We start from the raw sequence: 21,627 nt of genomic DNA on the forward strand, positions 1-21,627 counted from the left end.
CCCACTCATCCTGAGCCTGTCGAAGGATGGTGAGTTCAGCACGCGCCCCAACTCTTCGCAAACCCCTCGCGCGTGATTTCGTAAACCACGTGCCGCACCATCACCCCGCCGCCGCGTTCGAAAGTGCGGGTGCGTTCGGTCAGAACACCGCCGATGTTTTCCATCGCCCTGCGGGAGATCACATTGTCTTCGCCCACCTGGAAGATGGCGCGCTCGTAGTGCTCCAGCGCGTGGGCAAGCATCAGCCGCTTGAATTCGGCGTTGTAGCCCTTGCCCCAATAGCTGTGCGCGAGGAACGACCAGCCGATCTCGATTTCGCCCGGGCCTTCCAGCTCGGGCTCGTCGAACTGGCTGGAACCGATGATCTCGCCAGTGACGTTATCGATGATTGCGAGCGCGCCACCGCGCGTCATGGCATCGGCGAAGAACTGGCGGAAGACGGGCTCCTGCCAGCGGTCGAACGAGGGGTGCCCCGCCCAGATCTGCGGATCCGAGGCGACGGCGTAGAGCGCGTTCCAGTCTTCGGGAAGCAGAGGGCGCAGCGTCAGCCGATCCCCTTCCAGAACCGGCTGACGATCGATCATCAGCCGGTCACGGCCGCAACGGCGGCAATGAACTTGTCGATGTTGCCCATCGTCAGGCCGGCGACGTTGATGCGGCCCGAACCGGCGAAATAGATGCCGTGTTCCGAACGCATCGCCTGAACCTGCTCGGGCGTGAACGGAATGATCGAGAACAGGCCGTTCTGGATGCCGATAGCCGTGAGATCGACGCCGCCGGTCTTGCCGGCCTCGGCCAGCTTGGCCCGGACCTGGCGCATGCGCTCGCGCATCTGGTCGAGCTCGTCGAGCCACTGCGCGGTCAGCGCCTCGTCTTCCAGAATCAGACGAACGGCAGCGCCGCCGTGGTCCGGCGGCTGCGACCAGTTGGCGCGGGCCAGCGCGTGTGCGTTCGACATGACCTTGGTGAGATCGGCGGGATCGGCGACCATGGCGTAGAGTGCGCCGACGCGGTCACGGTAGAGGCCGAAGTTCTTGTCGCACGAATAGCAGACCAGCGCTTCGGGCACGGCCACCATCACGCGGCGCACGCCATAGGCGTCTTCTTCCATGCCGCGGCCGAGGCCCTGATAGGCAAGGTCGATCACCGGCAGGACCTTGCGCTCGGCCAAGAGGCCGGCGATCTCGTCCCATTCTGCCTTTGAATAGTCGATGCCCGTGGGGTTGTGGCAGCAGCCGTGCAGCAGGACGGCGTCGCTGGCATCGGCATTGGCCAGAGCGGCGCGCAACGCATCCATGTCGGTGGTGCCGTCCGCCTTGGCGTGATTGAACTCGAGGACTTCGAGGCCGAGGTCGGCGCAGATCTGGTTGTGGTTCGGCCAGCTCGGCTTGCCGACGATCAGGCGCTTGTAGCCGGCGCGCTTCACCATCGCGAGCGCAAGGCGCAGCGAGCCGGTGCCGCCGGGCGTCTGCATGCCTTCGATGCGGCCGCCCATGGTCGGGCTGTCCTTGCCGAAGACATAGGGCATCAGCGCTTCGACGAAGCCCATGTCGCCCTCGGGGCCGAGGTAGGCTTTCGAATCCTGCGTTTCGACGAGCTTCTTCTCGGCGGCCTTGATCGCGCCGAAGACCGGGGTTTCCCCCTGCCCGGTGCGATAGACGCCCACGCCGAGGTCGATCTTGTCGGCGCGCGGGTCTGCATTGTGGAGCTTGATGAGCGCGAGAAGCGCGTCGGCGGGCTGTTGTTCTAGGTCGATAAGCATGGCGGCGCGGGCTTACTCCGGCGCGCGCAAGCGTGCAACAGGGGACTGCGCGCGCCCGTGATTATGCGCAGTCGCCCCTGTCATTCGCCCGGGCGGCCTCAGAACGGCAGCCAGCGCTGCTTGTGCGAGAACTTCATGTACCCGATGTTCGCACCCAGCCGCAGGCCGGCACCGGCGCGCACCGGAATCAGCACGACATCGCCCCGGCGCAGATAGCTGACGGTAAAGCCGCCGATGAGATAGGCCTGCCCCTCACCCGCACCGAAGCGGTGGTACAGGTCCCCGGTATCGTAGAGGTTGTAGACCAGCACGAAGGCATTGCCCGCGTTGGCACCGGCATCAAAGCCGATCGACGGGCCGGTCCAGTACACCGGCTGCGTGCCTTCGATCTTGTGGTGCAGCGTGCCCGAGCCATAGCGCACGCCCAGAGCAAAGGCGCCGCCAGCTTCACGGCCGACGATATAGCCATTGGGTTCGCCCTGCTTGGCCAGCAGGTCCTTGATGACATCGGCCAGCCCCTTGGCGCCCTTGCCGAACACACCCTCGGCCGCGCCGATCAGGTCGTCCTCGCGGTAGGTTGCGGTGCTGTCCTGCGCCTGCGGCGTTCCCGAGGCGGTGGGCGCCGGGGCTCCGATGTTATCGGCATCCCAGCCGGACACGCCGCTGCCCGATTCCATCGGCGTGCCGTTTCCCGTGGCAGGCGCGGCCGGTTCGGTGGAAGGCAGCTCACCGCTGGGCGTCGGGGTATAGGTTGGCGCCGGGCTCGGCGTGGTTGTGCCGCCCGGATTGAGATCCGCGTCGATCGCGGCATCGGGATCGACAGTCGTGACTTGCGCCATCGCCGGGGCCAGCGGCGCCAGTACGGCCAGCGAGGCCGCGGTCAGCGCAACGAGCGACCGGCGAATGCGACCGCGCACCGTACCCGGTTCGTGATTGGCGGCTGACATAGTGGATTCCCCTCGCACAACTGTTTCGTAACACCTAAAGACGGCGCCGCCCCGCACCCCGCGCGGGACAGGCGGCGACAGCCCAAAAGAATCCACCGCACCTTAGCCCGCAATGAATGGGCGGCAGGGCGAGTCGGTTTTGCGGTGGACCGAATCCGCAAACCCCCGTTTTCCGCGCCTTGCCGGCAAATCGGCAGAAACGTCACTTCGCCCCCTTGCCGCCCCCCCGGGGCATCGCTATAGGGGCCCGCCTGAGCCGGCACCGGAGACGTGGGTGAGTGGCTGAAACCAGTTCCCTGCTAAGGAACCGTACTCTATCAGGGTACCGAGGGTTCGAATCCCTCCGTCTCCGCCACCGCCCCCTTGAAAGGGGTTCTCAGACTTCCGGCATTGCAGACGGTCCGTCCACGCAATCTGCCGGGTCTGTATGAGAGCGCAACGGTCGCGCCCCGTCGCTTCGGCACATCAAGGGCAGTCTAAGCGACAACCGGCACCTAGCGCGAGAGCCGGCCCATTCATGCGCGCCGCCGTGAATGGCGACAACTTTGATTTGCGAGATCCATGCCCTTTTCCAAACTTCCGCCGCTTCTTGGCGATGCCTTGTCCGAACGCGGTTACGCCGCTCCCACACCCGTCCAGGCTGCCGTGCTCGAAGCCGACGCCCATGGCCGCGACCTGATCGTTTCCGCCCAGACCGGGTCGGGCAAGACCGTGGCCTTCGGCCTCGCGATGTCCGCCGACCTGCTGGATGGCGACGGGCACCTGCCAGCCTCGCCCACGCCGCTGGCGCTGATTGTCGCACCGACGCGCGAACTGGCGCTGCAGGTAAGCCGCGAACTCACCTGGCTCTATGACAAGTACGGCGCGCGCATGGCGACCTGCGTCGGCGGCATGGACGCCAGCAAGGAGCGCCGTGCACTGAGCCGCGGCGCGCATATCGTGGTGGGCACACCCGGACGCCTGCGCGACCATCTGGAACGCGGCGCGCTGGACCTTTCCGCGCTGCGCACCATCGTCCTCGATGAAGCCGACGAAATGCTCGACATGGGCTTTCGCGAGGATCTCGAGGAAATCCTCGACGCCACGCCGTCGGGACGGCGCACCCTGCTGTTTTCGGCGACGATGCCCAAGCCGATCGCCACGCTCGCTCGCCGCTATCAGCGCGATGCCCTGCGTATCTCGACCGTCGGTGAAGACCGCGGACACGGCGACATCAGCTATCAGGCGATGGCCGTCGCACCGGCCGACACCGAAAATGCGGTGGTCAACCTGCTCCGCCTGCACGAGGCCGAGACGGCGATGCTGTTCTGCGCGACGCGCGACAATGTCCGCCGTCTGCACGCCAGCCTCGTCGAGCGCGGGTTCGCTGCCGTCGCGCTTTCGGGCGAGCACAGCCAGAACGAGCGCAACCAGGCGCTTCAGGCGCTTCGCGACCGCCGTGCGCGGGTCTGCGTGGCGACCGACGTCGCCGCGCGCGGCATCGACCTGCCCACCCTCAGCCTCGTCGTCCATGTCGAGATCCCCCGCGATGCGGAAACGCTGCAGCACCGCTCGGGCCGCACCGGTCGCGCCGGCAAGAAGGGTACGGCGGTCCTGATCGTCCCCTACCCCCGCCGCCGCCGCGTCGAATCCATGCTGCGCGGTGCCAAGATCCCGGCGGAATGGATCGCTGCGCCTTCGGCCGAGGACATCCGCAAGGCCGACAGCGAAAGGCTGCTGACCGCCCTGCTGGCACCGGTGGAGTTTTCCGACGAAGACCGCACTCTGGCCGAACGCCTGCTGGCCGAACGCAGCCCCGAGGACATTGCCGCCGCGCTGGTCAACGTCCACCGCTCGCGCCTGCCGCAACCCGAGGAACTGCTGGGCAACGATGCCCCGCGCGAGAACCGTGGGCCGCGCCCAGGCTTCGAGGACAGCGTCTGGTTCAAGGTCAATATCGGGCGCAACCAGAATGCCGATCCGCGCTGGATCCTGCCGCTGCTGTGCCGCAGGGGCCATGTCGGCCGCGGCGAGATCGGTGCCATCCGCATCGACACGCGCGAAACCCATTTCGAGGTTCCGGGTGCCATCGCGGATCGCTTTCTGGACGCTGTTCAGCGGACGGCAGGCGGCGATGACGAAGTCGAAATCGAGCGGTCGAACGGCGCGCCGCCGCCGAACACATCACGCCCCCGTCACAGGGATGGCGGCCGCTCCAATGCGCCGCGCAAGCCTTTCAAGGGTGCGGGCAAGGGTCCCGGCAAGGGGCCTGGCACGGGTGGGCCCAGCAAGCCGTTCCACAGGAAGGGACCGCCCCGGAAAAAGCCGGGACGCGAGGGCTGAAGGGGCCCGCGGCCTTCAGCGCATCGCGCTGAGGTCGCGTTCTACCCGGCTCAATCCCTCGGCCGATGCGGTGGCAATGTCGAGGGGTCTGCCGCCCAGCGATGCGCTGTCGATGTTGAGATAGGCGATGGCAGCATCCTTGCCGCCGAATGCGTCGAGGGCGAGCTTGGTGACCCGTCCCTGTCGCATCGCAGCATCGGGTGCCAGCTTGGGCTGGTTCGAGCGACGGAAATAGGTCTTGCGCGGCGCCGTTGCAGTGGCGGTATCGTCTTCGGATGACATGCAGTGCTCCTAGTCCCGGGGGAATGATGGCCGGGTGGCAGTCTTGCGGATAAGATGGCTTACCTGAAGTTGCCCCATGGACGATGCCATGGCGGCATCGAACAGTGACTGCCCCTTGCTCGGAACGAACTTGTCCAGAAAAGCACGCGCCGCAGTGGGGCCCCCCAAAGCGGTAAAGGCCAGACGCCAGATTTCATCGCGCCGCCGCCATTGCTCCGCATCGCGTGGAGATCTCGTCCACGTCTGCCAGCGAAGTTCCGGGACGCCGCGCCTGCCGCGAAGCAGGGGCATCCCGTTTGCCGGTATATGCCTCACAACCATGCCGGGTAGCAAGAAACGCCCATCTCGTGGCGCAACCGTGCAATGCGTCGTTCGTAATATCGCACCAGATCGAAATGCGAGCGACGTTCGTCGCCGCCATCGAAAGTTCCATGACGGATAATCGCCAGTTGATGCTGAAAAAGTAGTTGATTGAGATCCATTCCGTCTCTCCATTTTGCGGGAGCACGGTGAGTCTCTCTGTTACCGATACGCGAGAAAAGCCGGCAATATTCTCTCGATACACGATTTTTCTGCAAATTGCCAGAATATTGCAAAATCGAGATGACGCGATTTTCAAAGCGTCTGAAATCTTGAATTTTTTCGGATTGCCCCTACATATCGGGTCGCTACGTCGTCTGCGACGGGAAATCGACGGCCACGTTCAGTGGCCTTCCCCTTTTCAGCTTTCCGGCTCTTGTGCTTGCTTTCCCGCCAGCACGGCCGGTTATGCTCACGCATTTATGGATATAGATTTTGGCCAAGGAAGAACTGCTGACAATGGAAGGTCATATCGAGGAAATCCTCCCCGATGGCCGCTTTGCCGTAATGCTCGACAACGAGCACAAGATCATTGCCTATACCGCTGGCAAGATGCGCAAGTTTCGCATCCGCTCGGTGGTAGGCGACCGCGTCCACGTTGAAATGACACCATACGACCTTTCCAAAGGCCGGATCGTCTTTCGCGAGCGCACCCCCGGACAGCCGGGCGGCCCACCGCGCCGACGCGGCAACTTCAAACGATAAGACTACGCGGCAAACTGCCGTGAATTACAGGAAATTATGCACTTACTTACCAAGGGCACCTCGAAGCGCCCCAAGAACATTATTCAGACCTATCCCCATACCGCCGGAACAATGGCTCCGGCACTCCAGCGCCCCGCGGGGCTGCTGACACGGGAGCACCTGCGGCGCATCGTCGCCGCCATGGTCGACTGACCAGCCAGGATCCGGGGCCGCAAGGCCCCGGAATGCTGTCAGGGCTTGCGTGCGAACCAGATAACGTGCCGGAAGCTCTTGCTGTTCGGCCGTGCCCGGACATTCACCGCAGAAACCTCGAACCCCGTTTCTTCCAGCCGTACGGTAAATTCCGGATCGGGCCACGCCGACCAGATCGCCAGAATGCCGCCCGGCCGCAACGCGCGCATGGCGTTTTTCAGGCCTTCCCTCGAGTAAAGCCTGTCATTTTCCCACCGGGTCAGACCCTCGGGACCATTATCGACATCAAGCAGAATGGCGTCGTAGCCTTCGCGGGCCGCGCCGATCAGCATCGCCACGTCATCATCGACGAGCATGACTCGCGGATCGTCGAGGCAGCCGCTGGTAACCTTGCGCATCGGGCCCAGCGCCCACTGGACGATTTCCGGCACGATCTCCGCCACGAACACCCCGGCATCGCTACCCAGCGCCTTGAGTGCAGCCCGCAGCGTGAAGCCCATGCCATAGCCGCCAATCAGCATCTGTACCGCTTCGCGATCGCCAAGCCGCTCGCATGTCATCGTGGCAAGGGCTTCCTCCGAAGCGTTCGCCAGCGTGCTCATGAGTTCGGTTTCTTCCAGCAGGATCGTGAAATCGTCCCCGTGCTGCACCAGCCGCATTTCCACGCCTCCGGGCACGTAGGCCACGCCCAGCAATACTTCTTCGTCGATCATGAATACTCCCGGCGCTCTGCGCCCGTGGGAGCTTTGCGCAAGGCAAAGCACTGGGCGCAGCGCCCGGACATGCGGAAACAGAGGTTCAATGGAAAATTGAGCCGCAAGTTCGTCCGCCCCTTGTAAGCGGGAGCACAATGCGTCTCTCAGGCGGGCCCTGCCTACGGAATGATGCGCCCGATCAGCAAGCGATGCGCAACTTATGCGCTGCGATCAAGAGCCTTTTTGGCGTCGCGAAAGAACCTTGTGGATGGGAACGGCGAGAGCCACAGCCCGCCCACCGGAATGAATGCTGTTCGTGAGGCGTACCATATGCTACAGGGTCAGCGCTGACGTCGAATTTTGCGACGGTTCTCGACAATCTTGGCTCTGGCGGCGAATTCGCGGCGCCTTTACCGCTTGCGACGATTTCCTTTCAATTGACGATTTGACGCACGACCGGCGTCCGCAATTTTGCGGGCCGGAAACCCGTTTCTTGAAAGGAAACAAATATGCCCATCGGCACCGTAAAATTCTTCAATACCGACAAAGGCTATGGCTTCATCTCGCCCGAGGATGGCGGCCAGGACAGCTTCGTGCACATTTCCGCAGTGCAGAATGCCGGAATGGCGACCCTCGAGCGCGACCAGCGCGTCTCCTACGAGGTTGAAGTCGGTCGTAACGGCAAGGCCTCGGCGGTAAACCTGCAGGCTGCCTGACCTGACAAGGCCGGGACGCGAACTTCCGCGTTCCGGCCACACTCTGATTTTGGAATTACATCTATGGCCTTTACGCGCGACTTTTGCGAGGCCCGTGCCCGCGAAGCAGGCGAAGCAGCCTCCAACGCCCCACTTACAAACGTCCGCGACCGCGAACTGAGGTCCGAGGCAGCATGGCGCGCGATGGCCGACCAGCTGCTGCAAGTCGAAAACAAGCGGCGCGAACGCGAAAATGAACGTTCGGAAGCAAGCGACTAGCCAAGAGCCCCTGCACGGGCTGGATGTCCTGAACCGCGATCAATCACGAAACTTCTCATTCCAGATCGTGTAGGCAAAGCTGGCGGACCATGTGATCAGCATGAATCCGGCCAATGCCTGCAGCATGATCAGGAGCCGGATCGCCCCCGCCGTGTCCACCTGTGTGTAGCCCAGCGTGGCGAAATTGATCCCGGCAAAGAACAGGGCATCGCCGAAAGCGCCGTCGAAGTTGCGCAAGGCGCCCACACCCGGGAAGGTATGCGCTCCCATGATCGCGACAGCGCACAGCACGATCTCGCTGATGTGCAGAACCAGCAGTCCGATAAACGCGGACAGCACCGCCAGATAGCTGCGGCGCGCGGGATGCAGCCTCTTCACGAGCAGGATTCCGGCAAGATGCCAGGCGCCCAGCAGGGAAACGAATAGCGTTCCGCCGAGCAACATTGCCCATTCGACACCGGTCATGCCGGAGCGACCATCTGTTTGTCTTTCATGTGCATTGCCTGGGCAAACGCTGTTCGAGGTTAGCAGTTCCAACCCTGCGGGTCCGCAAGGCAAGCTGCTGCTGAATTCGGTCGCCAACTGTCATAAAGCCCTCTATGCATGCGTAATATTCCGCAGCAGGCGCAAACGTGGGGGCAGCGCAATCCATGAGAAGGCTGGCCAACCACGACGTGGCCCGACGATTTCGCCGCGGGCCGGTGCGCCTTGGTGTCCAGGTCCTGTTCGGGCTGGCACTGGCACTGGTGATGATCGCCCTGCGCAGTACGGTCGATCTCGTATCCCCGACCTCAGGGCCCTTTGCCCTGGTCTATCCCACGGTCATGCTCGCCACACTCTATGGCCGGTGGCCTGCGGGCGTGGTTGCCTATAGCGTCAGTTTCATCTGGGCGTGGTATTTCGTGCTGCCGGCGCCGCATTCTTTCGAATTCGTGGTCGCGACCGATCCCTCGCGCGTGGTGATCAACGGCGCCGCCGCTCTGGTGGTCCTCTTTTTCGCGGAGATGTTTCGCCGGGCCGTCCAGACCGCGATTTTCGAGCGCGACAGCGAGATCGACCGGCGCATCCTGCTCCAGCAGGAACTCGAGCATCGCACGAAGAACAACTTCGCGCTCGTGGCCAGCCTGCTGGAACACCAGAAGCAGCGCGAAGTGCACCAGTCGGTCGATCAGGCAATTGACCAGGCGATTACCCGCATTCACTCCTTCGCGCGGGCCTACGCCAATCTGGCCGAAAGCCAGGGGGAAGGTTCCGCCGTCGCGATGCAGCCCTATCTTGAAGATGTCGTCGAGAAAGTCGCCATCGGCATGTTCAGCGACAACGTCACGGTCTCGCTGGAGGCCACGCCGCATGTTCTCCCCCGGCAAGTGGCAGTCGCCATTGGCCTGTTCACCAACGAAGCGCTCACGAACTGTGCGAAATACGCCTTTCCCGATGGCCGCGACGGCCGGGTGGCGGTCCGCTTCGATGCCGGTGAAGACGGCTGGGCGCTCGAGATCCATGATGATGGCATGGGCCAGCTTGCCGCCGGTCAAAGCGGATCGTCGGGCATCGGCACCCGGCTTCTCAACGCCTTCGCCAATCAGGCAGAAGCGCGCTACGAGATGGAGACGGGCGACGCCGGCGTGCGGGTGCGGCTCAGCAACCGCTAGGCCCTTTACCCCACCTTTGGGTCAGGGGAGGCCGATTTGCGCGTCGTCCGAACGCATGGACACGGCCTTAGCCGCGGCAGGGCGTATCGACACTGTATCCTGAAGATCACTGCACTGCCTGCATGTAGACACCGGCAGCGGTTCGCCCCTACCGGTGTGTGCCAGTTCCGCATCGACATCGATCATGCGGGCGGAAACGCGCGGCCTCTCCATCCGCTCGCCAATCTGGCGTGCAGACCTTGCATTGCTGGGGGTTAGTGCCGCCGCAGCGGGCACCGATTGATAATTCGCATTGCGCAGGCGCGCGTCCTCCACAGGCACTTCGGCATAGGGTTCGGGCTGCGGAGGCGGCTCGGGCTCGTAAGTATCGTAACGGGCGAAACGCCGGTTGCGCATCAGGCCATGGTCCCACAGCTCTTCCACCTCGACCCGGCCATGCGGCGTACTCAGGGGATAGTGGTCGCGTGCGCCCGATGGCGCTTGCTGATTATCGTAGTAGGCGATCTCGTGCTGCGGAATCGCCGCGAAGACGTCGTCGCTGCGGTCAACGGGATGTGTGTTGACGGCCTGGCTGGCAATCGCGCCCATGGCAGGGCCGACCATCAGGGCGCCTGCAAAAAGGGTCACGCGTTTCACGTTGCAAGCTCCGATACAAACTCGGGATACCTACTTGCAATGCACAACCGGCCTTGGCGTTCCCCGTGGCAGGTTCAGCCGGGCGCCAGGAAAGGCGACCTGTCCTCAGTCGGCAGACTGTTCCGCAACGTGTTCCATGACCGCGTCGACACCGTCCGGCCGCGCCATGGCGGCACCGATCAGCAGCAATGCGGGCCCATCGCCCAGGGCCGTACGCGCGGCGAGCGGAAGCAGGTCGAGCCGGGTATGGAACTGCCGCTCGGCAGGGAGGCTGGCATTCTCCACCAGCGCGACCGGCGTCTCGGCGGGCAGGCCGGCTGTGATCAGCTTTGCCGACACTTGCGGCGCCGCCGCCTTGCCCATGTAGACTGCCAGCGTAGCTTCCGGATCGGCAAGGCGCGCCCAGTCCAGCTCCAGTTCCTCACCAGCGCGGGCATGGGCAGTAACGAACGTGAGCTTTCGAGCCAGTCCGCGCAGGGTGAGCGATGCCCCGAGGCTGGCCGCAGCGGCGCTGGCCGCAGTCACGCCGGGGCAGATACGCACAGCGATCCCGGCGGCGCGGCAGGCTTCCAGTTCCTCGGTCGCACGCCCGAAAATCGCCGGATCGCCGCCCTTGAGCCGCACGACTTTCTCGCCCTGCAGCGCGGCCTCGACGATGAGGGTGTCGATCGTTCCCTGATCCTTCGAGTGGCGGCCCGAGCGCTTGCCGACATGGACCAGCCGCGCCGAGCGGGCCGCCATCTCGAGAATGTCCGCCCCAACCAGAGCATCGTAGAAGACGACCGAAGCCTCACCGATCAGGCGCTCCGCCTTGCGGGTAAGCAGTTCGGCGTCGCCGGGACCGGCGCCCACGAGCCAAACCGATCCGCCCGGAAAGTCGTTCTTGCGAAAATCGGTCATTGGGCAGCTTCCTGTTCACGAGAGGAAAACACTTTGATGAGCTTGGCGATGGCCGGGCGGCACGATCCGCAATTGGTGCCCGCCCTGGTGCAGCCGCCGACGTCGGCGACGGAGGCCGCGCCGTCATCGAGGGCAAGCACAATGTCCTTTTCGCCCACACCGTGGCACACGCAGACGATCGGTCCGCGATCGGGCAGCGGCGTGCTGGGGCGACCGGCGAGAAGCTCCGCAGCGCTCGCGGCATCGAGGCCGAGCTGGTCCGCAACCCAGGCCCGCGCAGGCAATTCGCCCGAACGGGTGAGATAGGCTGCCGCGATCAGCGAGCCGTCATCGCCGCGCACGGCAATCCGCCGCATCCCGCGAACCGGGTCGGCAACTTCCATCTGCTCGCCAGCGGGGAGCAGCGCCGCCATATCGATCGCGCCATCACCCGCGAGTTCATAAAGCCAGCCCGCCTTCACGCGCGCCCGCGTCCAGTAGACCAGGCCCTGCGGCGCAATCACATCGCGGCGAACAAGGAAGGCGCGCCACGCGGGCTTTACCGGCACAACGCGCGCGGCGCCGTTCTTGTAGCCGGGCTGGCCGGAAACCGGATCGACCGCCCGCGACGGCAAGCGGTTGGACCGCCCTTCCCCCGCCATGGCATCGGCCCAGTGCATCGGCACGCAGACTTCGCCGCACCGCTGCCCATCGGAAACGCGAACACGGTAGACACTTGCCCCGCTCGCGGTTTCCACGCGGCCAAGCCCGCCATCGACAAGGCCAGCTGCGCGAGCATCGGCGGGATGGACTTCCAAAAGTGGCTCGGGCCGGTGCTGCGACAGGGCCGGTGACAGGCCGGTGCGCGTCATGGTGTGCCACTGGTCACGATAGCGAGCGGTGTTGAGCCGCAGCGGGAACTCGGCGTTGGTGGCGGGCGCCGGGGGTGTCACGCGCACCAGCCGCGCCTTGCCCGAGGGGGTCGGGTACCCGCCTGCAAGCGGCCGTTCGCCGCCCCACTTGAACGGCTCCAGCGCCTCGTATTCCGCCGCCGTGATGTCGGCATGCGCCGTCAGGTTCAGCACCTTGCCCCGCGCCTTTGCGAGAGACGTCATGCTGGCATATTCACGATAGACGGAGGCCGCATCGGGCCATGCGAAAGATTCGCCCCAGCCCATGCGCGCGGCCACGTCCGCAACGATCTTCCAGTCCGCGCGCGCTTCTCCGGGCGGCGGGAACAGCGCGCGCTGGCGGCTGATGCAGCGTTCGGAATTGGTGACCGTCCCGTCCTTTTCGCCCCAGCCGAGCGCCGGGAGGCGGATATGGGCGAAACGACCGGTATCGGTATCGGCGATGATGTCCGAGACGACCACGGTTGGGCAACGCGAGAGCGCCTCGCGCACGAAGCCGGTGTCCGGCAGCGAAACCGCCGGATTGGTCGCCATCACCCATAGAAACTTGATCCGGCCTTCGTGGACGGCGCGGAACATCTCGACGGCCTTGAGGCCGGGGCCGCTGCAGACGTTCGGCGCCTTCCAGAATTCCGCCACGTCCGCGCGCTCGTCCTCGGCAAAGCCGAGGTGGCATGCGAGCATGTTGGCCAGTCCTCCCACCTCGCGACCGCCCATGGCATTGGGCTGACCGGTAATGCTGAACGGCCCCGCGCCGATCCGGTTGATCCGGCCCGTCGCGAGATGGAAGTTGGTGATCGCATTGCCCTTGTCGGTGCCGCAAACCGACTGGTTCGCGCCCTGACTGAACAGGGTCAGCATACGCGGATGAGCGGCCACGAGATCGCAGAGCTTTCTGAAAACGGCATCCGGGATGCCGGATTCCGGGGAGAGGTCTTCCCAGAATCCGGCATCCGCCTCCACGTGGGCGGCGAGGTATTCCTCGTCCACCAATGAGCGCCGCTTCATATCTGCCAGCAGCGCGTTGAACAGGGCTACATCGCCGTCGGGCGCGACCGCCACGTGCAGGTCGGCCTGTTCGGCGGTCTCGGTGCGGCGCGGGTCGACGACGACGATCTTGGTGCCGCGCCGCTCGCGGGTCTTTTCCAGACGCTGCCAGATGACCGGATGGCACCACGCGGTGTTGGACCCGACAAGCAGCACCAGATCGGTGGCGTCCAGATCCTCGTAGGAACAGGGTACCACATCCTCGCCGAAGGCGCGGTTGTAGGCGGCAACGGCGCTTGCCATGCACAGCCGCGAATTGGTGTCGACATTGCCGGTGCCGACGTAGCCTTTCGCCAGCTTGTTCGCGGCGTAGTAGTCTTCGGTCAGGAGCTGGCCGGAAAGGTACAGGGCAACGCTGTCCGGCCCGTGCTCGGCAATGCAGGCGCGCATGCGATCCGCGACCCGACCGAGCGCTTCGTCCCACGAGGCCTCGCGCTCTGCGATCATCGGCGCGAGCAGCCGGCCTTCCAGCCCCACCGTCTCGCCCAGATGCGTTCCCTTGGAGCACAGCCTGCCGTGATTGGCCGGATGCATGCGGTCCCCGGTAATGACGACCCCCCGATCGTCATTACCGGAAACCTCGGCGGCAATGCCGCAGCCGACGCCGCAATAGGCGCAGGTGGTGCGGGTCGCCCCCATGGCGGTCAGGCTGCCTTGTCTTGCGTGGCTTGCTGCACGGCAGCCTCATCGCCTCCGCCGATCACGGCCGAGCGCAGGAGATAGATGCGCCCGGCATCGACCTTGAGAGGGATGGTCGGTACGCAGCCCTCGTCCTCGCCGAGCGCCTTTCCGGAGCGCAGCGAGATGTTCCAGTTGTGCAGCGGACAGGTCACTACATCGCCATGGACGATGCCCTGGCTGAGCGGGCCCTGCTTGTGCGGGCACTTGTTGCGGATCGCGAAGAACTCGTTCCGCATAGTGTGGAATACCGCGATTTCCTCTCCGCCGACGACCGGCAGGGTCCGGGCGGTGCCCGGTTCGATCTGGGTGACCGGGCCGATATCCAGCCAGTTGCCGATCATCACGCGTTCTCCATCTTGGCGCCGGGGTAGGGACGCACCTCGGCAAGGTGCTGGTGCAGTTTCTCATGCTCGCCCGCGGCGCGCTTGGCCCAGGGATCATCCTGCATGAACTGCTGCGAATAGCGGAAGCGCGCGGCGTAGTGCTCGATGGCGCCTTCCTCGGCGAGGCGGTCCTTGACGTAGTCGAGGCCGACGCGCTCGACCCAGGGCGCAGTGCGCTCGAGGTACCAGGCTTCCTCGCGGTAGAGCTGGATGAAGGCGGCACAGACATCGAGCGCTTCCTGCTCGGTCTCCACCTTGCACAGCAGGTCGGTAGCGCGGACCTTGATGCCGCCGTTGCCGGCGATGTGCAGTTCGTAGCCCGAATCCACGCAGACGACGCCGAAGTCCTTGATCGTCGCTTCGGCGCAGTTACGCGGACATCCGCTGACGGCGATCTTGAACTTGTGCGGCATCCAGGAGCCCCAGGTCATGTGCTCGATCTGGACGCCGAGCCCGGTCGAATCCTGCGTGCCGAAGCGGCACCATTCGGAGCCGACGCAAGTCTTCACGGTGCGCAAGCTCTTGCCGTAGGCGTGGCCCGAGACCATCCCTGCGGCATTGAGATCGGCCCAGACGGCGGGCAGGTCTTCCTTCTTGATCCCGAAGATGTCGAGCCGCTGGCCGCCGGTCACCTTGACCATCGGCGCGTTGTACTTCTCCACCACGTCGGCGATGGCGCGCAGTTCCTTCGGGTTGGTCAGGCCGCCCCACATGCGCGGGACGACCGAATAAGTGCCGTCCTTCTGAATGTTGGCGTGCATGCGCTCGTTGACGAAGCGGCTCTTCTGGTCGTCGACATATTCGCCGGGCCAGGCGCAGAGCAGGTAGTAGTTGAGCGCGGGGCGGCACGAAGCGCAGCCGTCGGGTGTGGTCCAGTGCAGTTCCTGCATGACCTGCGGGATCTCGCGCAGGCCCTTTTCGACGATGTGCTTGCGCACGTCGCCGTGGGTGAAGCTGGTGCACTTGCACATCGTCTTCGGGCCGCTCTCGACCTCGCCGCCCAGCGTCAGCGACAGCAGGCTCTCGACGAGATTGGTGCACGAACCGCACGAAGCAGACGCCTTGCAGGTGGAACGCACCGCGTCGAGCGAGTGCGCACCGTCATTGATGCACGAGACGACCTGCCCCTTGGATACGCCGTTGCAGCCGCAGATTTCTGCGTCGTCCGAAAGGGCAGCAACGGCGGCATTAGGGTCCGCGAGGGCGCCCCCCGAGGCGAAAGCCTGGCCGAAGATCAGGGCTTCACGGATGTCCGAGACATCCTCGCCCTTCTTCATCAGGTCGAAGTACCAGGAACCGTCGGCAGTATCGCCGTAGAGGACGGCGCCCAGCACCTTGTTCTCCTTGACGATCACGCGCTTGTAAACACCGCGCGAAGCATCGCGCATGACGATATCTTCGCAGCCCTCACCGCCCGAGAAGTCGCCTGCCGAGAACAGATCGATGCCGGAAACCTTGAGCTTGGTTGAAGTGACCGAGCCGAGATAGCCGGTCGGGTTTTCGGTCACATGATCGGCAAGCGCCCGGCACATGTCCCACAGCGGCGCGACGAGACCGTAGCACAGGCCGCGATGCTGGACGCATTCGCCGACCGCCAGAACCGAAGGATCGGAAGTGACCATGTGGTCGTCGACCATGATGCCGCGCTCGACTTCCAGCCCGGCCTCGCGGGCCAAAGCGGTGGCGGGGCGAATGCCCACGGCCATGACGACGATGTCGGCGGGGATCTCGGTGCCGTCTTCCAGGCGGACCGCGGAGACCTTGCCGTCCTTGCCGACGATTTCCTTCGTGTTGGCACCGGTCAGGATGGTCTGGCCGCGGCGTTCCAGTTCGGTCTTGAGCAGCCATCCGGCGGCTTCGTCGAGCTGGCGCTCCATCAGCGTGGGCATCAGGTGGATGACCGTCACCTGCATCCCGCGCAGGTTGAGGCCGTGCGCCGCCTCAAGGCCCAGCAGGCCGCCGCCGATGACAACCGCGCTGCCGCCCTTGCCCGCCGCGGCCACCATCTTGTCGACATCGTCGAGATCGCGGAATGTCACCACCCCGTCGAGATCCTTGCCCGGTACCGGAATGATGAAGGGATCGGAGCCTGTGGCGATCAGCAACTTGTCGTAGGGTTCGATCCGACCCGAAGCGGCCACGACGCGCTTGTGCTCGCGGTCGATGCTGTCGACCTTGTCGCCCGACACCAGCGTGATGCGCTTGTCGTCGTACCATTCCTGGGTATTGATCACGATCTCGTCGAAGGTCTTCTCCCCGGCGAGAACCGGCGAGAGCATGATGCGGTTATAGTTCACGCGCGGCTCGGCACCGAAAATGGTGACATCGAACCGGCCCGGATCGCGTGCCAGAATTTCCTCGACCGCACGGCAACCGGCCATGCCGTTGCCGATCACCACGAGCCGCTCCCGGCTGCTGCCGGAGGGCGACCCCTTCTCGAAGTTCATCGGTGCATTCACGTCACGTCTCCGTTCGTAACGCGCACACAAAAAAACCGCCTCGTGCCTGTCCCGGTCGGGAGAGGTACGGGCGGCTTCGGTGCCACGCGTCTGTAAGTCTGATACGAGGCGCTGATTTCGTCCATCAGTGGACGGCGCTTTCTCGCTGACGCAGTGTTTAACCGATTCGCGCCATCGGGGGCAAGCGGGTTTTTGCACTGCAGCAGGAAAAGTCCTGGGCAGGCGATCACCTCCCCTCTCCGACCAGGACCGGAAAAGGAAGGTGACGCAACAGGTTACCAGCTCTTGTAAGGCAAAAACTTCCCGCTCATCACCACTTGCACACGGTCGCCTTTTTCGTGCGCAACGCGGTTCACTTCCATGTCGAAATCGATGGCGCTCATGATGCCGTCGCCGAATTTTTCCTGCACCAGCTCCTTGAACGCCTCTCCGAAGACGCCGGTGATCTCGTACCAGCGGTAGATGCACGGGTCGGTCGGCACGGTACGGGGGAAGTCCTTGGTCGGGTATTCGCTGAGGACAATCGCCGCCTCTGCCGGAAGACCGAGGAAATCGACGACCTTGCCCGCCACATCGGGCAGCAGGCTGTTCATGCCGAGGCACGCCGAAGTCACGAAGACTTCGCTCAGCCCGGCGGCTTCGGCGATGGCCGCCCAGGTAATCTTGCTTTCGCGCATCTTGGCGCGGATCATCGTCGTCACGTCTGCCTTGGTCATCATCGTGCAGTCTCCTCGGTCTGGATTTTCGAAGGTTGAGGGCGATCCGCCTGCCCTTCCCGCGTCAGCAGCGATGCCGCGAGAGCGAGCGCCAGCAGCGCGCTGATCGCCTGCCAGAGCCGCTCGGGCCGGCGTGCCAGCCACGGGCGTTGCTCAGGCGCGAAAAGCGCGGTGTTGGGGTGGGTCAGGTCGTAGATGAATTCGGACAGTTCGCCGTAGCGCTTCGCCGGATCGACCGCGACGGCGCGGGCAATGGCAGCGTCCACCCAGGCCGGAACGTCCGGATTGCGCTCGCTCGCCGGCACATAGACGAGCCGCCCCTGCGCCGCGCGTGTGGTGGCATTCGACAGGCGCGGACCGTAAGGCAGTTCGCGGGTCACCATGTAATAGGCCATGGCGCCGAGCGACCACAAATCGGACCAGCGCGTGGCGGGCTGGCCGAGCCATATCTCGGGCGCGGTGAACTGCAGGGTGCCGGCAAACATCGCATCGCTGACGGGGCCGGCGATTTCATCGAGCCCCGCCACTTGCGCCGATCCGAAGTCGATGATCGTGGCCGTCCCTTCGCCATCGATGATGACATTGGCGGGCCGCAGATCGCGGTGGACGATCTCGCGCCGGTGCAGCGCCTGCAGGCCCGATGCGATCTGCTTCACGATCGAGCGCACCGCCACCAGATCGGTCTCGTGCTGCTGGTGCGTCCACTGTTCCAGCGTCGCGCCTTCGACGTAGGCGGTGACGGCGTAGGCATGGCGGCGCGAGGCACGCGCCGGCGGCGCCTTGAGAACATGCGGATGACTGATACGCCGGGCCACCCATTCCTCCAGCATCAGCCGCCGCAGTTCGGCTTTGTCGCTGCCGTGCTCGGTGGAAGGGACCTTGATAGCGACGCGCTCGCCGGTGGCCCGATCGCGAGCGAGATAGACGTGACTGCGATGCCCGGCGTGCAGTTCGCGGATAATGGTGAAGCCCTCGAAGTCCCGCCCGGCCGTCAGCTGCGGCGCAGGCGGAAGCGCGGCTTCCTCTCCGGCAATGTCATCGAGCCCGCCTTGCGGCAGGCTGTCGATACGCACCAGTTGAACAGTGAGGTTATCCTCGCTACCCGCCGCGAGTGCCGCGTCGCACAGTGCGCGTGCTACGGTATCGAGATTATCTCCGGCACACGCCTCGATAATTACCCGGTCGTCGAGAACCTCATGCACGCCATCGGTGGAGAGCACGAAGACATCGCCCACCGCTACCGGCAAGCGTCTGTGATCTATCTCGACATGCCGGTCAGAGCCCATGGCCCGCGCCAGAAAGCTGACGCCGCCGCCAAGGTTCAGCCGGTGCGGTTCGGTCAGAGGTTCGAGGCCGCCGCCCGAGACACGGGCGATCCGCGAGTCCCCGATGTGAAAGAGCCAGGCGCTGCGGCCCTTTAGGACCAGAGCGGAAAGAGTGCAGACCATCCCCCGCTCGCGCGCCTCGTCCGACAGGTTGCGCGCGCCGCCCAGATTCTGGGCGTGCATCCAGGAATTGGTCGCTGCAATCACCCGCTGGCCACTGGTCGATACCGACCAGGCCTCGGATGTCGCGTAGTAGTCAGTGAGGAAGGATTTGACGGCGGTTTCAGCGCCCGTCGCCCCGAGCGGGCTGGTGCTGATGCCATCAGCAATGGCGACCGCAATGCCCTTGGTCGCCAGCATGTCGGCCTCCGGCACGAGGGCACCATGGAAGTCCTGATTGGCTTCCTTGGCGCCGGCCGTCGAGAACTGGCCGATTGTGACGGATAGCGGGGTCTGCATCGCCGGATAGAGTGACCGGGAGAGCAACTGGGATGCCCTCCCGGTCACGCAGCCAAGGGGATAGGATCAGGCTGCGATCTTGACGACGCGCTTCGGCGACGTGCGCACGTGCGTGGTGTAGAGCATGAGACCGGTGAAGGTCAGACCGCCCACGAGGTTACCGAGGACAACCGGCAGCTCGTTCCACAGCAGGTAGTCGCCGATGGTGAAGTTGCCGCCGAGCATCAGGCCGACCGGGAACAGGAACATGTTCACGATCGAGTGTTCGAAGACCATGTAGAAGAAGAGCATGATCGGCATCCACATGGCGACGACCTTTCCGGTCACCGAAGTCGAGATCTGCGCACCGACAACACCGGTGGAGACCATCCAGTTGCACAACATGGCGCGCACGAAGATCGTGAGCCAGCCCGCCGCGCCAAAGGCCGCGTAGCCAACGGTGCGCTTTTCACCCATTGTCGCGAACTTCTGGCCGACCACGTTGACCTCGTCCGCAAAGCCGTAGGTCCAATAGATCGCCATGAGCACGGCGGTGGTCAGCGCGCCGGCGAAGTTGCCGGTGAACACCAGCCCCCAGTTGCGCAGCACGCCGCCCCAGGTGCAGCCCGGACGCTTGTCCCACACGGCCAGCGGGCAAAGCACGAAGACGCCGGTCAGAAGGTCGTATCCCAGCAGGTAGAGCATGCAGAAGCCCACCGGAAACAGGATCGCGCCGGCAAGCGGCTGGCCGGTCTGCACGTTGATGGTCACTGCAAAGGCTGCGGCAAGGGCCAGCGTGGCGCCCGCCATGTAGGCGCGGACCAGCGTGTCCTTGGTCGACATCATGATCTTGGACTCACCGGCATCGATGAGCTTGGGTACGAATTCAGATGGTGCGAGATATGCCATGTTCGATTACTCCCTGTCTTGCCCCGGAATCAGTAGGAAAAGGAAACCTGCAGCCAGAGCTTCTCGGTGTCGGTGCCGAAGTTCTTGGCGGTGTAGTTCGCGTACTTGAGAAGGAACGGGTAACCGCCGAGCTTGAAGGTCATGATGGCGTCCCATTCGTGGCCGTAGTCGATGCTGCCGAAGTCGCTCTTGAACTCGTGGTAGATCACGGTCGCGCCCACGCCCTTGAACGGACCGGCATCGCCGATCTTCGCCGAGGCGGCACCGAAGTAATCACGCAGGCCGGTGGCCGGCGTGGTCAGGAACAGGTCGGCCCAGCCGTTGAAGGCGTGCGCGGTGGCCAGCGGCGTCTGGAACGCGGCCACGCCATCGTCACTGCCCAGTTCCTCGTAACCCGCCTTGAGACCGAATCCGGCGACGCTGACACCGAGTTCGGCATCGATGTATTCGGCGGAATAATCGACCGGGTTGAGCTCGAAATCCTGCTGGGTGGCATAGCGCAGCTTGAAATCCAGCGTCACGGCATCGCCCAGCGGCAACTTGCCGGTCGCCATTGCGCCGAACGTCTTGCTCGAAAAGGCGATGCGGGTGTCATAGTCGAGCAGATAGGCGAAACCGACGATCTTGACCGGCTTGGCATCGACCGTGGCGTTCACGAGGATAAGGTCGCCGTCGAAATGCTCGTTGGGGCTATCAATGCCGAAGATGGTGCGCTGCGAGATCGAGTAGGTCGCATCGAGCGAGAGCGGACCGAACTTCGCCTCCCCGCGCACGGCGTCGAAGGTCTGCTCGTTCTGGCGCCAGCCGACATTCCCGACAAAGCGGGCATCGTCGAGGATGATGCGCTGGCGGCCCAGCGTAACCTTGAGCCCCTTGCCCTTGTAGGAGGCCTGCAGGCGATTCAGTTCGACGTTCTGCGGATCGGCCACGACCGAATAGGGCTCGGCACCGAGGTAGCCGTTGTTGCCCGGAATGGTGTCGTTGTAGTTGTCGACGATAGCCAGCGTGCTTTCGGCTTCGGCGAGGAACGACAGGTTGTGAATGGTCGCTTCAGCGCCGGCTCGCATACGGAAAGTCAGCGCATCGGCATCGAGGCCCAGATCGTCCTGATCGACATGTTCCCAGCGCAGGGTGCCGTCGATGATCGGGTCGATGGTGAGATTGTCACTGACGACGACGGGATCGCCGGTCTTGGCCGCGGCAGGCGCGGCGATAGCAAACGAGGCGGTGGTGGCAGCAAGTGCGGCAAGCGAAAGTACAGTCTTCATAGCGTAGCCCTCCGATGGGCGCCCTTCCCCCGGGCACCCGTTCCAAACTGGATCGAAGGCAGACGCCATTGCCCGCCGGTGTTA

General features: G+C 64.4%; 22 protein-coding genes and 1 tRNA gene. 7 read left to right on the forward strand and 16 right to left on the reverse strand.

What is annotated here, in order from left to right:
• Positions 1-35: 35 nt before the first annotated feature.
• The 3 genes from IEX64_RS13530 to IEX64_RS13540 form a co-directional block, all read right to left on the reverse strand.
• Entirely contained in the window at positions 36-581 is a 546-nt protein-coding gene (locus IEX64_RS13530; protein WP_188820357.1) for a GNAT family N-acetyltransferase, read from the reverse strand.
• Between the two features lie 2 nt (positions 582-583).
• Entirely contained in the window at positions 584-1,762 is a 1,179-nt protein-coding gene (locus IEX64_RS13535; RefSeq protein ID WP_188820199.1) for an amino acid aminotransferase, read from the reverse strand.
• Between the two features lie 98 nt (positions 1,763-1,860).
• Positions 1,861-2,709 (reverse strand): DUF1134 domain-containing protein, encoded by an 849-nt coding sequence (locus IEX64_RS13540; protein WP_188820200.1) that lies wholly within the window; start codon positions 2,707-2,709, stop codon positions 1,861-1,863.
• A gap of 264 nt (positions 2,710-2,973) precedes the next feature.
• Here IEX64_RS13540 and IEX64_RS13545 point away from each other — a divergent pair.
• Positions 2,974-3,064 (forward strand) — tRNA-Ser (locus tag IEX64_RS13545).
• 206 nt (positions 3,065-3,270) lie between these two features.
• The gene (locus IEX64_RS13550) at positions 3,271-5,031 is read left to right on the forward strand and encodes a DEAD/DEAH box helicase (protein WP_188820201.1); all 1,761 of its coding nucleotides are present in this window, start codon (positions 3,271-3,273) and stop codon (positions 5,029-5,031) included.
• Positions 5,032-5,046: 15 nt separating this feature from the next.
• On the opposite strand, the gene IEX64_RS13555 is transcribed toward IEX64_RS13550, so the two are convergent.
• Positions 5,047-5,313 carry an antitoxin Xre/MbcA/ParS toxin-binding domain-containing protein gene (locus IEX64_RS13555; RefSeq protein ID WP_188820202.1) on the reverse strand — a complete coding sequence of 89 codons (267 nt, stop codon included), beginning with the start codon at positions 5,311-5,313 and terminating at the stop codon, positions 5,047-5,049.
• 311 nt (positions 5,314-5,624) lie between these two features.
• Complete coding sequence (locus IEX64_RS13560) at positions 5,625-5,795, reverse strand: hypothetical protein (RefSeq protein ID WP_188820203.1); 171 nt, start codon at positions 5,793-5,795, stop codon at positions 5,625-5,627.
• Between the two features lie 313 nt (positions 5,796-6,108).
• On the opposite strand from IEX64_RS13560, the gene infA reads away from it, so the two are divergent.
• Together infA and IEX64_RS13570 are read left to right on the forward strand one after the other, a co-directional pair.
• On the forward strand, positions 6,109-6,378 hold the full coding sequence (infA, locus tag IEX64_RS13565) for a translation initiation factor IF-1 (RefSeq protein ID WP_188820204.1): 270 nt from the start codon (positions 6,109-6,111) through the stop codon (positions 6,376-6,378).
• Between the two features lie 36 nt (positions 6,379-6,414).
• The gene (locus tag IEX64_RS13570; protein WP_188820205.1) at positions 6,415-6,570 is read left to right on the forward strand and encodes a hypothetical protein; all 156 of its coding nucleotides are present in this window, start codon (positions 6,415-6,417) and stop codon (positions 6,568-6,570) included.
• A 38-nt stretch (positions 6,571-6,608) separates the two neighbouring features.
• On the opposite strand, the gene IEX64_RS13575 is transcribed toward IEX64_RS13570, so the two are convergent.
• On the reverse strand, positions 6,609-7,280 hold the full coding sequence (locus tag IEX64_RS13575; RefSeq protein ID WP_490395109.1) for a spermidine synthase: 672 nt from the start codon (positions 7,278-7,280) through the stop codon (positions 6,609-6,611).
• Between the two features lie 494 nt (positions 7,281-7,774).
• Between IEX64_RS13575 and IEX64_RS13580 the strand changes: the two genes are divergently transcribed.
• Both IEX64_RS13580 and IEX64_RS13585 read left to right on the forward strand, forming a co-directional pair.
• Positions 7,775-7,981: a cold-shock protein gene (locus IEX64_RS13580; protein ID WP_188820207.1), complete on the forward strand. Its 207-nt coding sequence runs from the start codon at positions 7,775-7,777 to the stop codon at positions 7,979-7,981.
• A gap of 63 nt (positions 7,982-8,044) precedes the next feature.
• Positions 8,045-8,239 carry a hypothetical protein gene (locus IEX64_RS13585; protein WP_188820209.1) on the forward strand — a complete coding sequence of 65 codons (195 nt, stop codon included), beginning with the start codon at positions 8,045-8,047 and terminating at the stop codon, positions 8,237-8,239.
• 39 nt (positions 8,240-8,278) lie between these two features.
• Here IEX64_RS13585 and IEX64_RS13590 read toward each other — a convergent pair whose 3' ends face one another.
• Positions 8,279-8,704, reverse strand: coding sequence for an ion channel (locus tag IEX64_RS13590; protein WP_188820211.1), 426 nt, complete (start codon positions 8,702-8,704; stop codon positions 8,279-8,281).
• 185 nt (positions 8,705-8,889) lie between these two features.
• Between IEX64_RS13590 and IEX64_RS13595 the strand changes: the two genes are divergently transcribed.
• Positions 8,890-9,891, forward strand: a complete 1,002-nt coding sequence (locus IEX64_RS13595; RefSeq protein WP_188820213.1) for a sensor histidine kinase — start codon at positions 8,890-8,892, stop codon at positions 9,889-9,891.
• Between the two features lie 21 nt (positions 9,892-9,912).
• Here IEX64_RS13595 and IEX64_RS13600 read toward each other — a convergent pair whose 3' ends face one another.
• The 9 genes from IEX64_RS13600 to IEX64_RS13640 form a co-directional block, all read right to left on the reverse strand.
• A complete protein-coding gene (locus IEX64_RS13600) occupies positions 9,913-10,527 on the reverse strand; it encodes a hypothetical protein (protein WP_188820215.1) in 615 nt (204 codons plus the stop codon).
• 105 nt (positions 10,528-10,632) lie between these two features.
• On the reverse strand, positions 10,633-11,427 hold the full coding sequence (cobA, locus tag IEX64_RS13605) for a uroporphyrinogen-III C-methyltransferase (RefSeq protein ID WP_188820217.1): 795 nt from the start codon (positions 11,425-11,427) through the stop codon (positions 10,633-10,635).
• Complete coding sequence (locus IEX64_RS13610; protein ID WP_188820219.1) at positions 11,424-14,003, reverse strand: nitrate reductase; 2,580 nt, start codon at positions 14,001-14,003, stop codon at positions 11,424-11,426. The genes cobA and IEX64_RS13610 overlap by 4 nt, the downstream gene beginning before the upstream one ends.
• A 5-nt stretch (positions 14,004-14,008) precedes the next feature.
• The gene (gene nirD / locus IEX64_RS13615; RefSeq protein WP_188820358.1) at positions 14,009-14,386 is read right to left on the reverse strand and encodes a nitrite reductase small subunit NirD; all 378 of its coding nucleotides are present in this window, start codon (positions 14,384-14,386) and stop codon (positions 14,009-14,011) included.
• Positions 14,386-16,875 (reverse strand): nitrite reductase large subunit NirB, encoded by a 2,490-nt coding sequence (nirB, locus tag IEX64_RS13620; RefSeq protein ID WP_188820360.1) that lies wholly within the window; start codon positions 16,873-16,875, stop codon positions 14,386-14,388. The genes nirD and nirB overlap by 1 nt, the downstream gene beginning before the upstream one ends.
• Before the next feature lie 287 nt (positions 16,876-17,162).
• Complete coding sequence (cynS, locus tag IEX64_RS13625; protein ID WP_229710315.1) at positions 17,163-17,606, reverse strand: cyanase; 444 nt, start codon at positions 17,604-17,606, stop codon at positions 17,163-17,165.
• Positions 17,603-19,414: a bifunctional protein-serine/threonine kinase/phosphatase gene (locus IEX64_RS13630; RefSeq protein WP_229710317.1), complete on the reverse strand. Its 1,812-nt coding sequence runs from the start codon at positions 19,412-19,414 to the stop codon at positions 17,603-17,605. The genes cynS and IEX64_RS13630 overlap by 4 nt, the downstream gene beginning before the upstream one ends.
• A gap of 39 nt (positions 19,415-19,453) precedes the next feature.
• Positions 19,454-20,275, reverse strand: a complete 822-nt coding sequence (locus tag IEX64_RS13635; RefSeq protein ID WP_188820221.1) for a formate/nitrite transporter family protein — start codon at positions 20,273-20,275, stop codon at positions 19,454-19,456.
• A gap of 29 nt (positions 20,276-20,304) precedes the next feature.
• Positions 20,305-21,543 carry an alginate export family protein gene (locus IEX64_RS13640; RefSeq protein ID WP_188820223.1) on the reverse strand — a complete coding sequence of 413 codons (1,239 nt, stop codon included), beginning with the start codon at positions 21,541-21,543 and terminating at the stop codon, positions 20,305-20,307.
• Positions 21,544-21,627 lie beyond the last annotated feature (84 nt).

The sequence above is a fragment of the Novosphingobium indicum genome (genome assembly GCF_014645195.1).
Lineage (GTDB): Bacteria > Pseudomonadota > Alphaproteobacteria > Sphingomonadales > Sphingomonadaceae > Novosphingobium > Novosphingobium indicum.

Bases quoted from the DNA above. Each gene is read 5' to 3' on its own strand.
- IEX64_RS13555 (WP_188820202.1), bottom strand. From the start codon at position 5,313: ATGTCATCCGAAGACGATACCGCCACTGCAACGGCGCCGCGCAAGACC.
- IEX64_RS13595 (WP_188820213.1), top strand. From the start codon at position 8,890: ATGAGAAGGCTGGCCAACCACGACGTGGCCCGACGATTTCGCCGCGGG.
- IEX64_RS13580 (WP_188820207.1), top strand. From the start codon at position 7,775: ATGCCCATCGGCACCGTAAAATTCTTCAATACCGACAAAGGCTATGGC.
- IEX64_RS13535 (WP_188820199.1), bottom strand. From the start codon at position 1,762: ATGCTTATCGACCTAGAACAACAGCCCGCCGACGCGCTTCTCGCGCTC.
- IEX64_RS13570 (WP_188820205.1), top strand. From the start codon at position 6,415: ATGCACTTACTTACCAAGGGCACCTCGAAGCGCCCCAAGAACATTATT.
- IEX64_RS13550 (WP_188820201.1), top strand. From the start codon at position 3,271: ATGCCCTTTTCCAAACTTCCGCCGCTTCTTGGCGATGCCTTGTCCGAA.
- IEX64_RS13640 (WP_188820223.1), bottom strand. From the start codon at position 21,543: ATGAAGACTGTACTTTCGCTTGCCGCACTTGCTGCCACCACCGCCTCG.
- IEX64_RS13590 (WP_188820211.1), bottom strand. From the start codon at position 8,704: ATGACCGGTGTCGAATGGGCAATGTTGCTCGGCGGAACGCTATTCGTT.
- nirD (WP_188820358.1), bottom strand. From the start codon at position 14,386: ATGATCGGCAACTGGCTGGATATCGGCCCGGTCACCCAGATCGAACCG.
- IEX64_RS13635 (WP_188820221.1), bottom strand. From the start codon at position 20,275: ATGGCATATCTCGCACCATCTGAATTCGTACCCAAGCTCATCGATGCC.
- IEX64_RS13585 (WP_188820209.1), top strand. From the start codon at position 8,045: ATGGCCTTTACGCGCGACTTTTGCGAGGCCCGTGCCCGCGAAGCAGGC.
- cynS (WP_229710315.1), bottom strand. From the start codon at position 17,606: ATGATGACCAAGGCAGACGTGACGACGATGATCCGCGCCAAGATGCGC.
- IEX64_RS13540 (WP_188820200.1), bottom strand. From the start codon at position 2,709: ATGTCAGCCGCCAATCACGAACCGGGTACGGTGCGCGGTCGCATTCGC.
- cobA (WP_188820217.1), bottom strand. From the start codon at position 11,427: ATGACCGATTTTCGCAAGAACGACTTTCCGGGCGGATCGGTTTGGCTC.
- IEX64_RS13560 (WP_188820203.1), bottom strand. From the start codon at position 5,795: ATGGATCTCAATCAACTACTTTTTCAGCATCAACTGGCGATTATCCGT.
- nirB (WP_188820360.1), bottom strand. From the start codon at position 16,875: ATGAACTTCGAGAAGGGGTCGCCCTCCGGCAGCAGCCGGGAGCGGCTC.
- IEX64_RS13610 (WP_188820219.1), bottom strand. From the start codon at position 14,003: ATGGGGGCGACCCGCACCACCTGCGCCTATTGCGGCGTCGGCTGCGGC.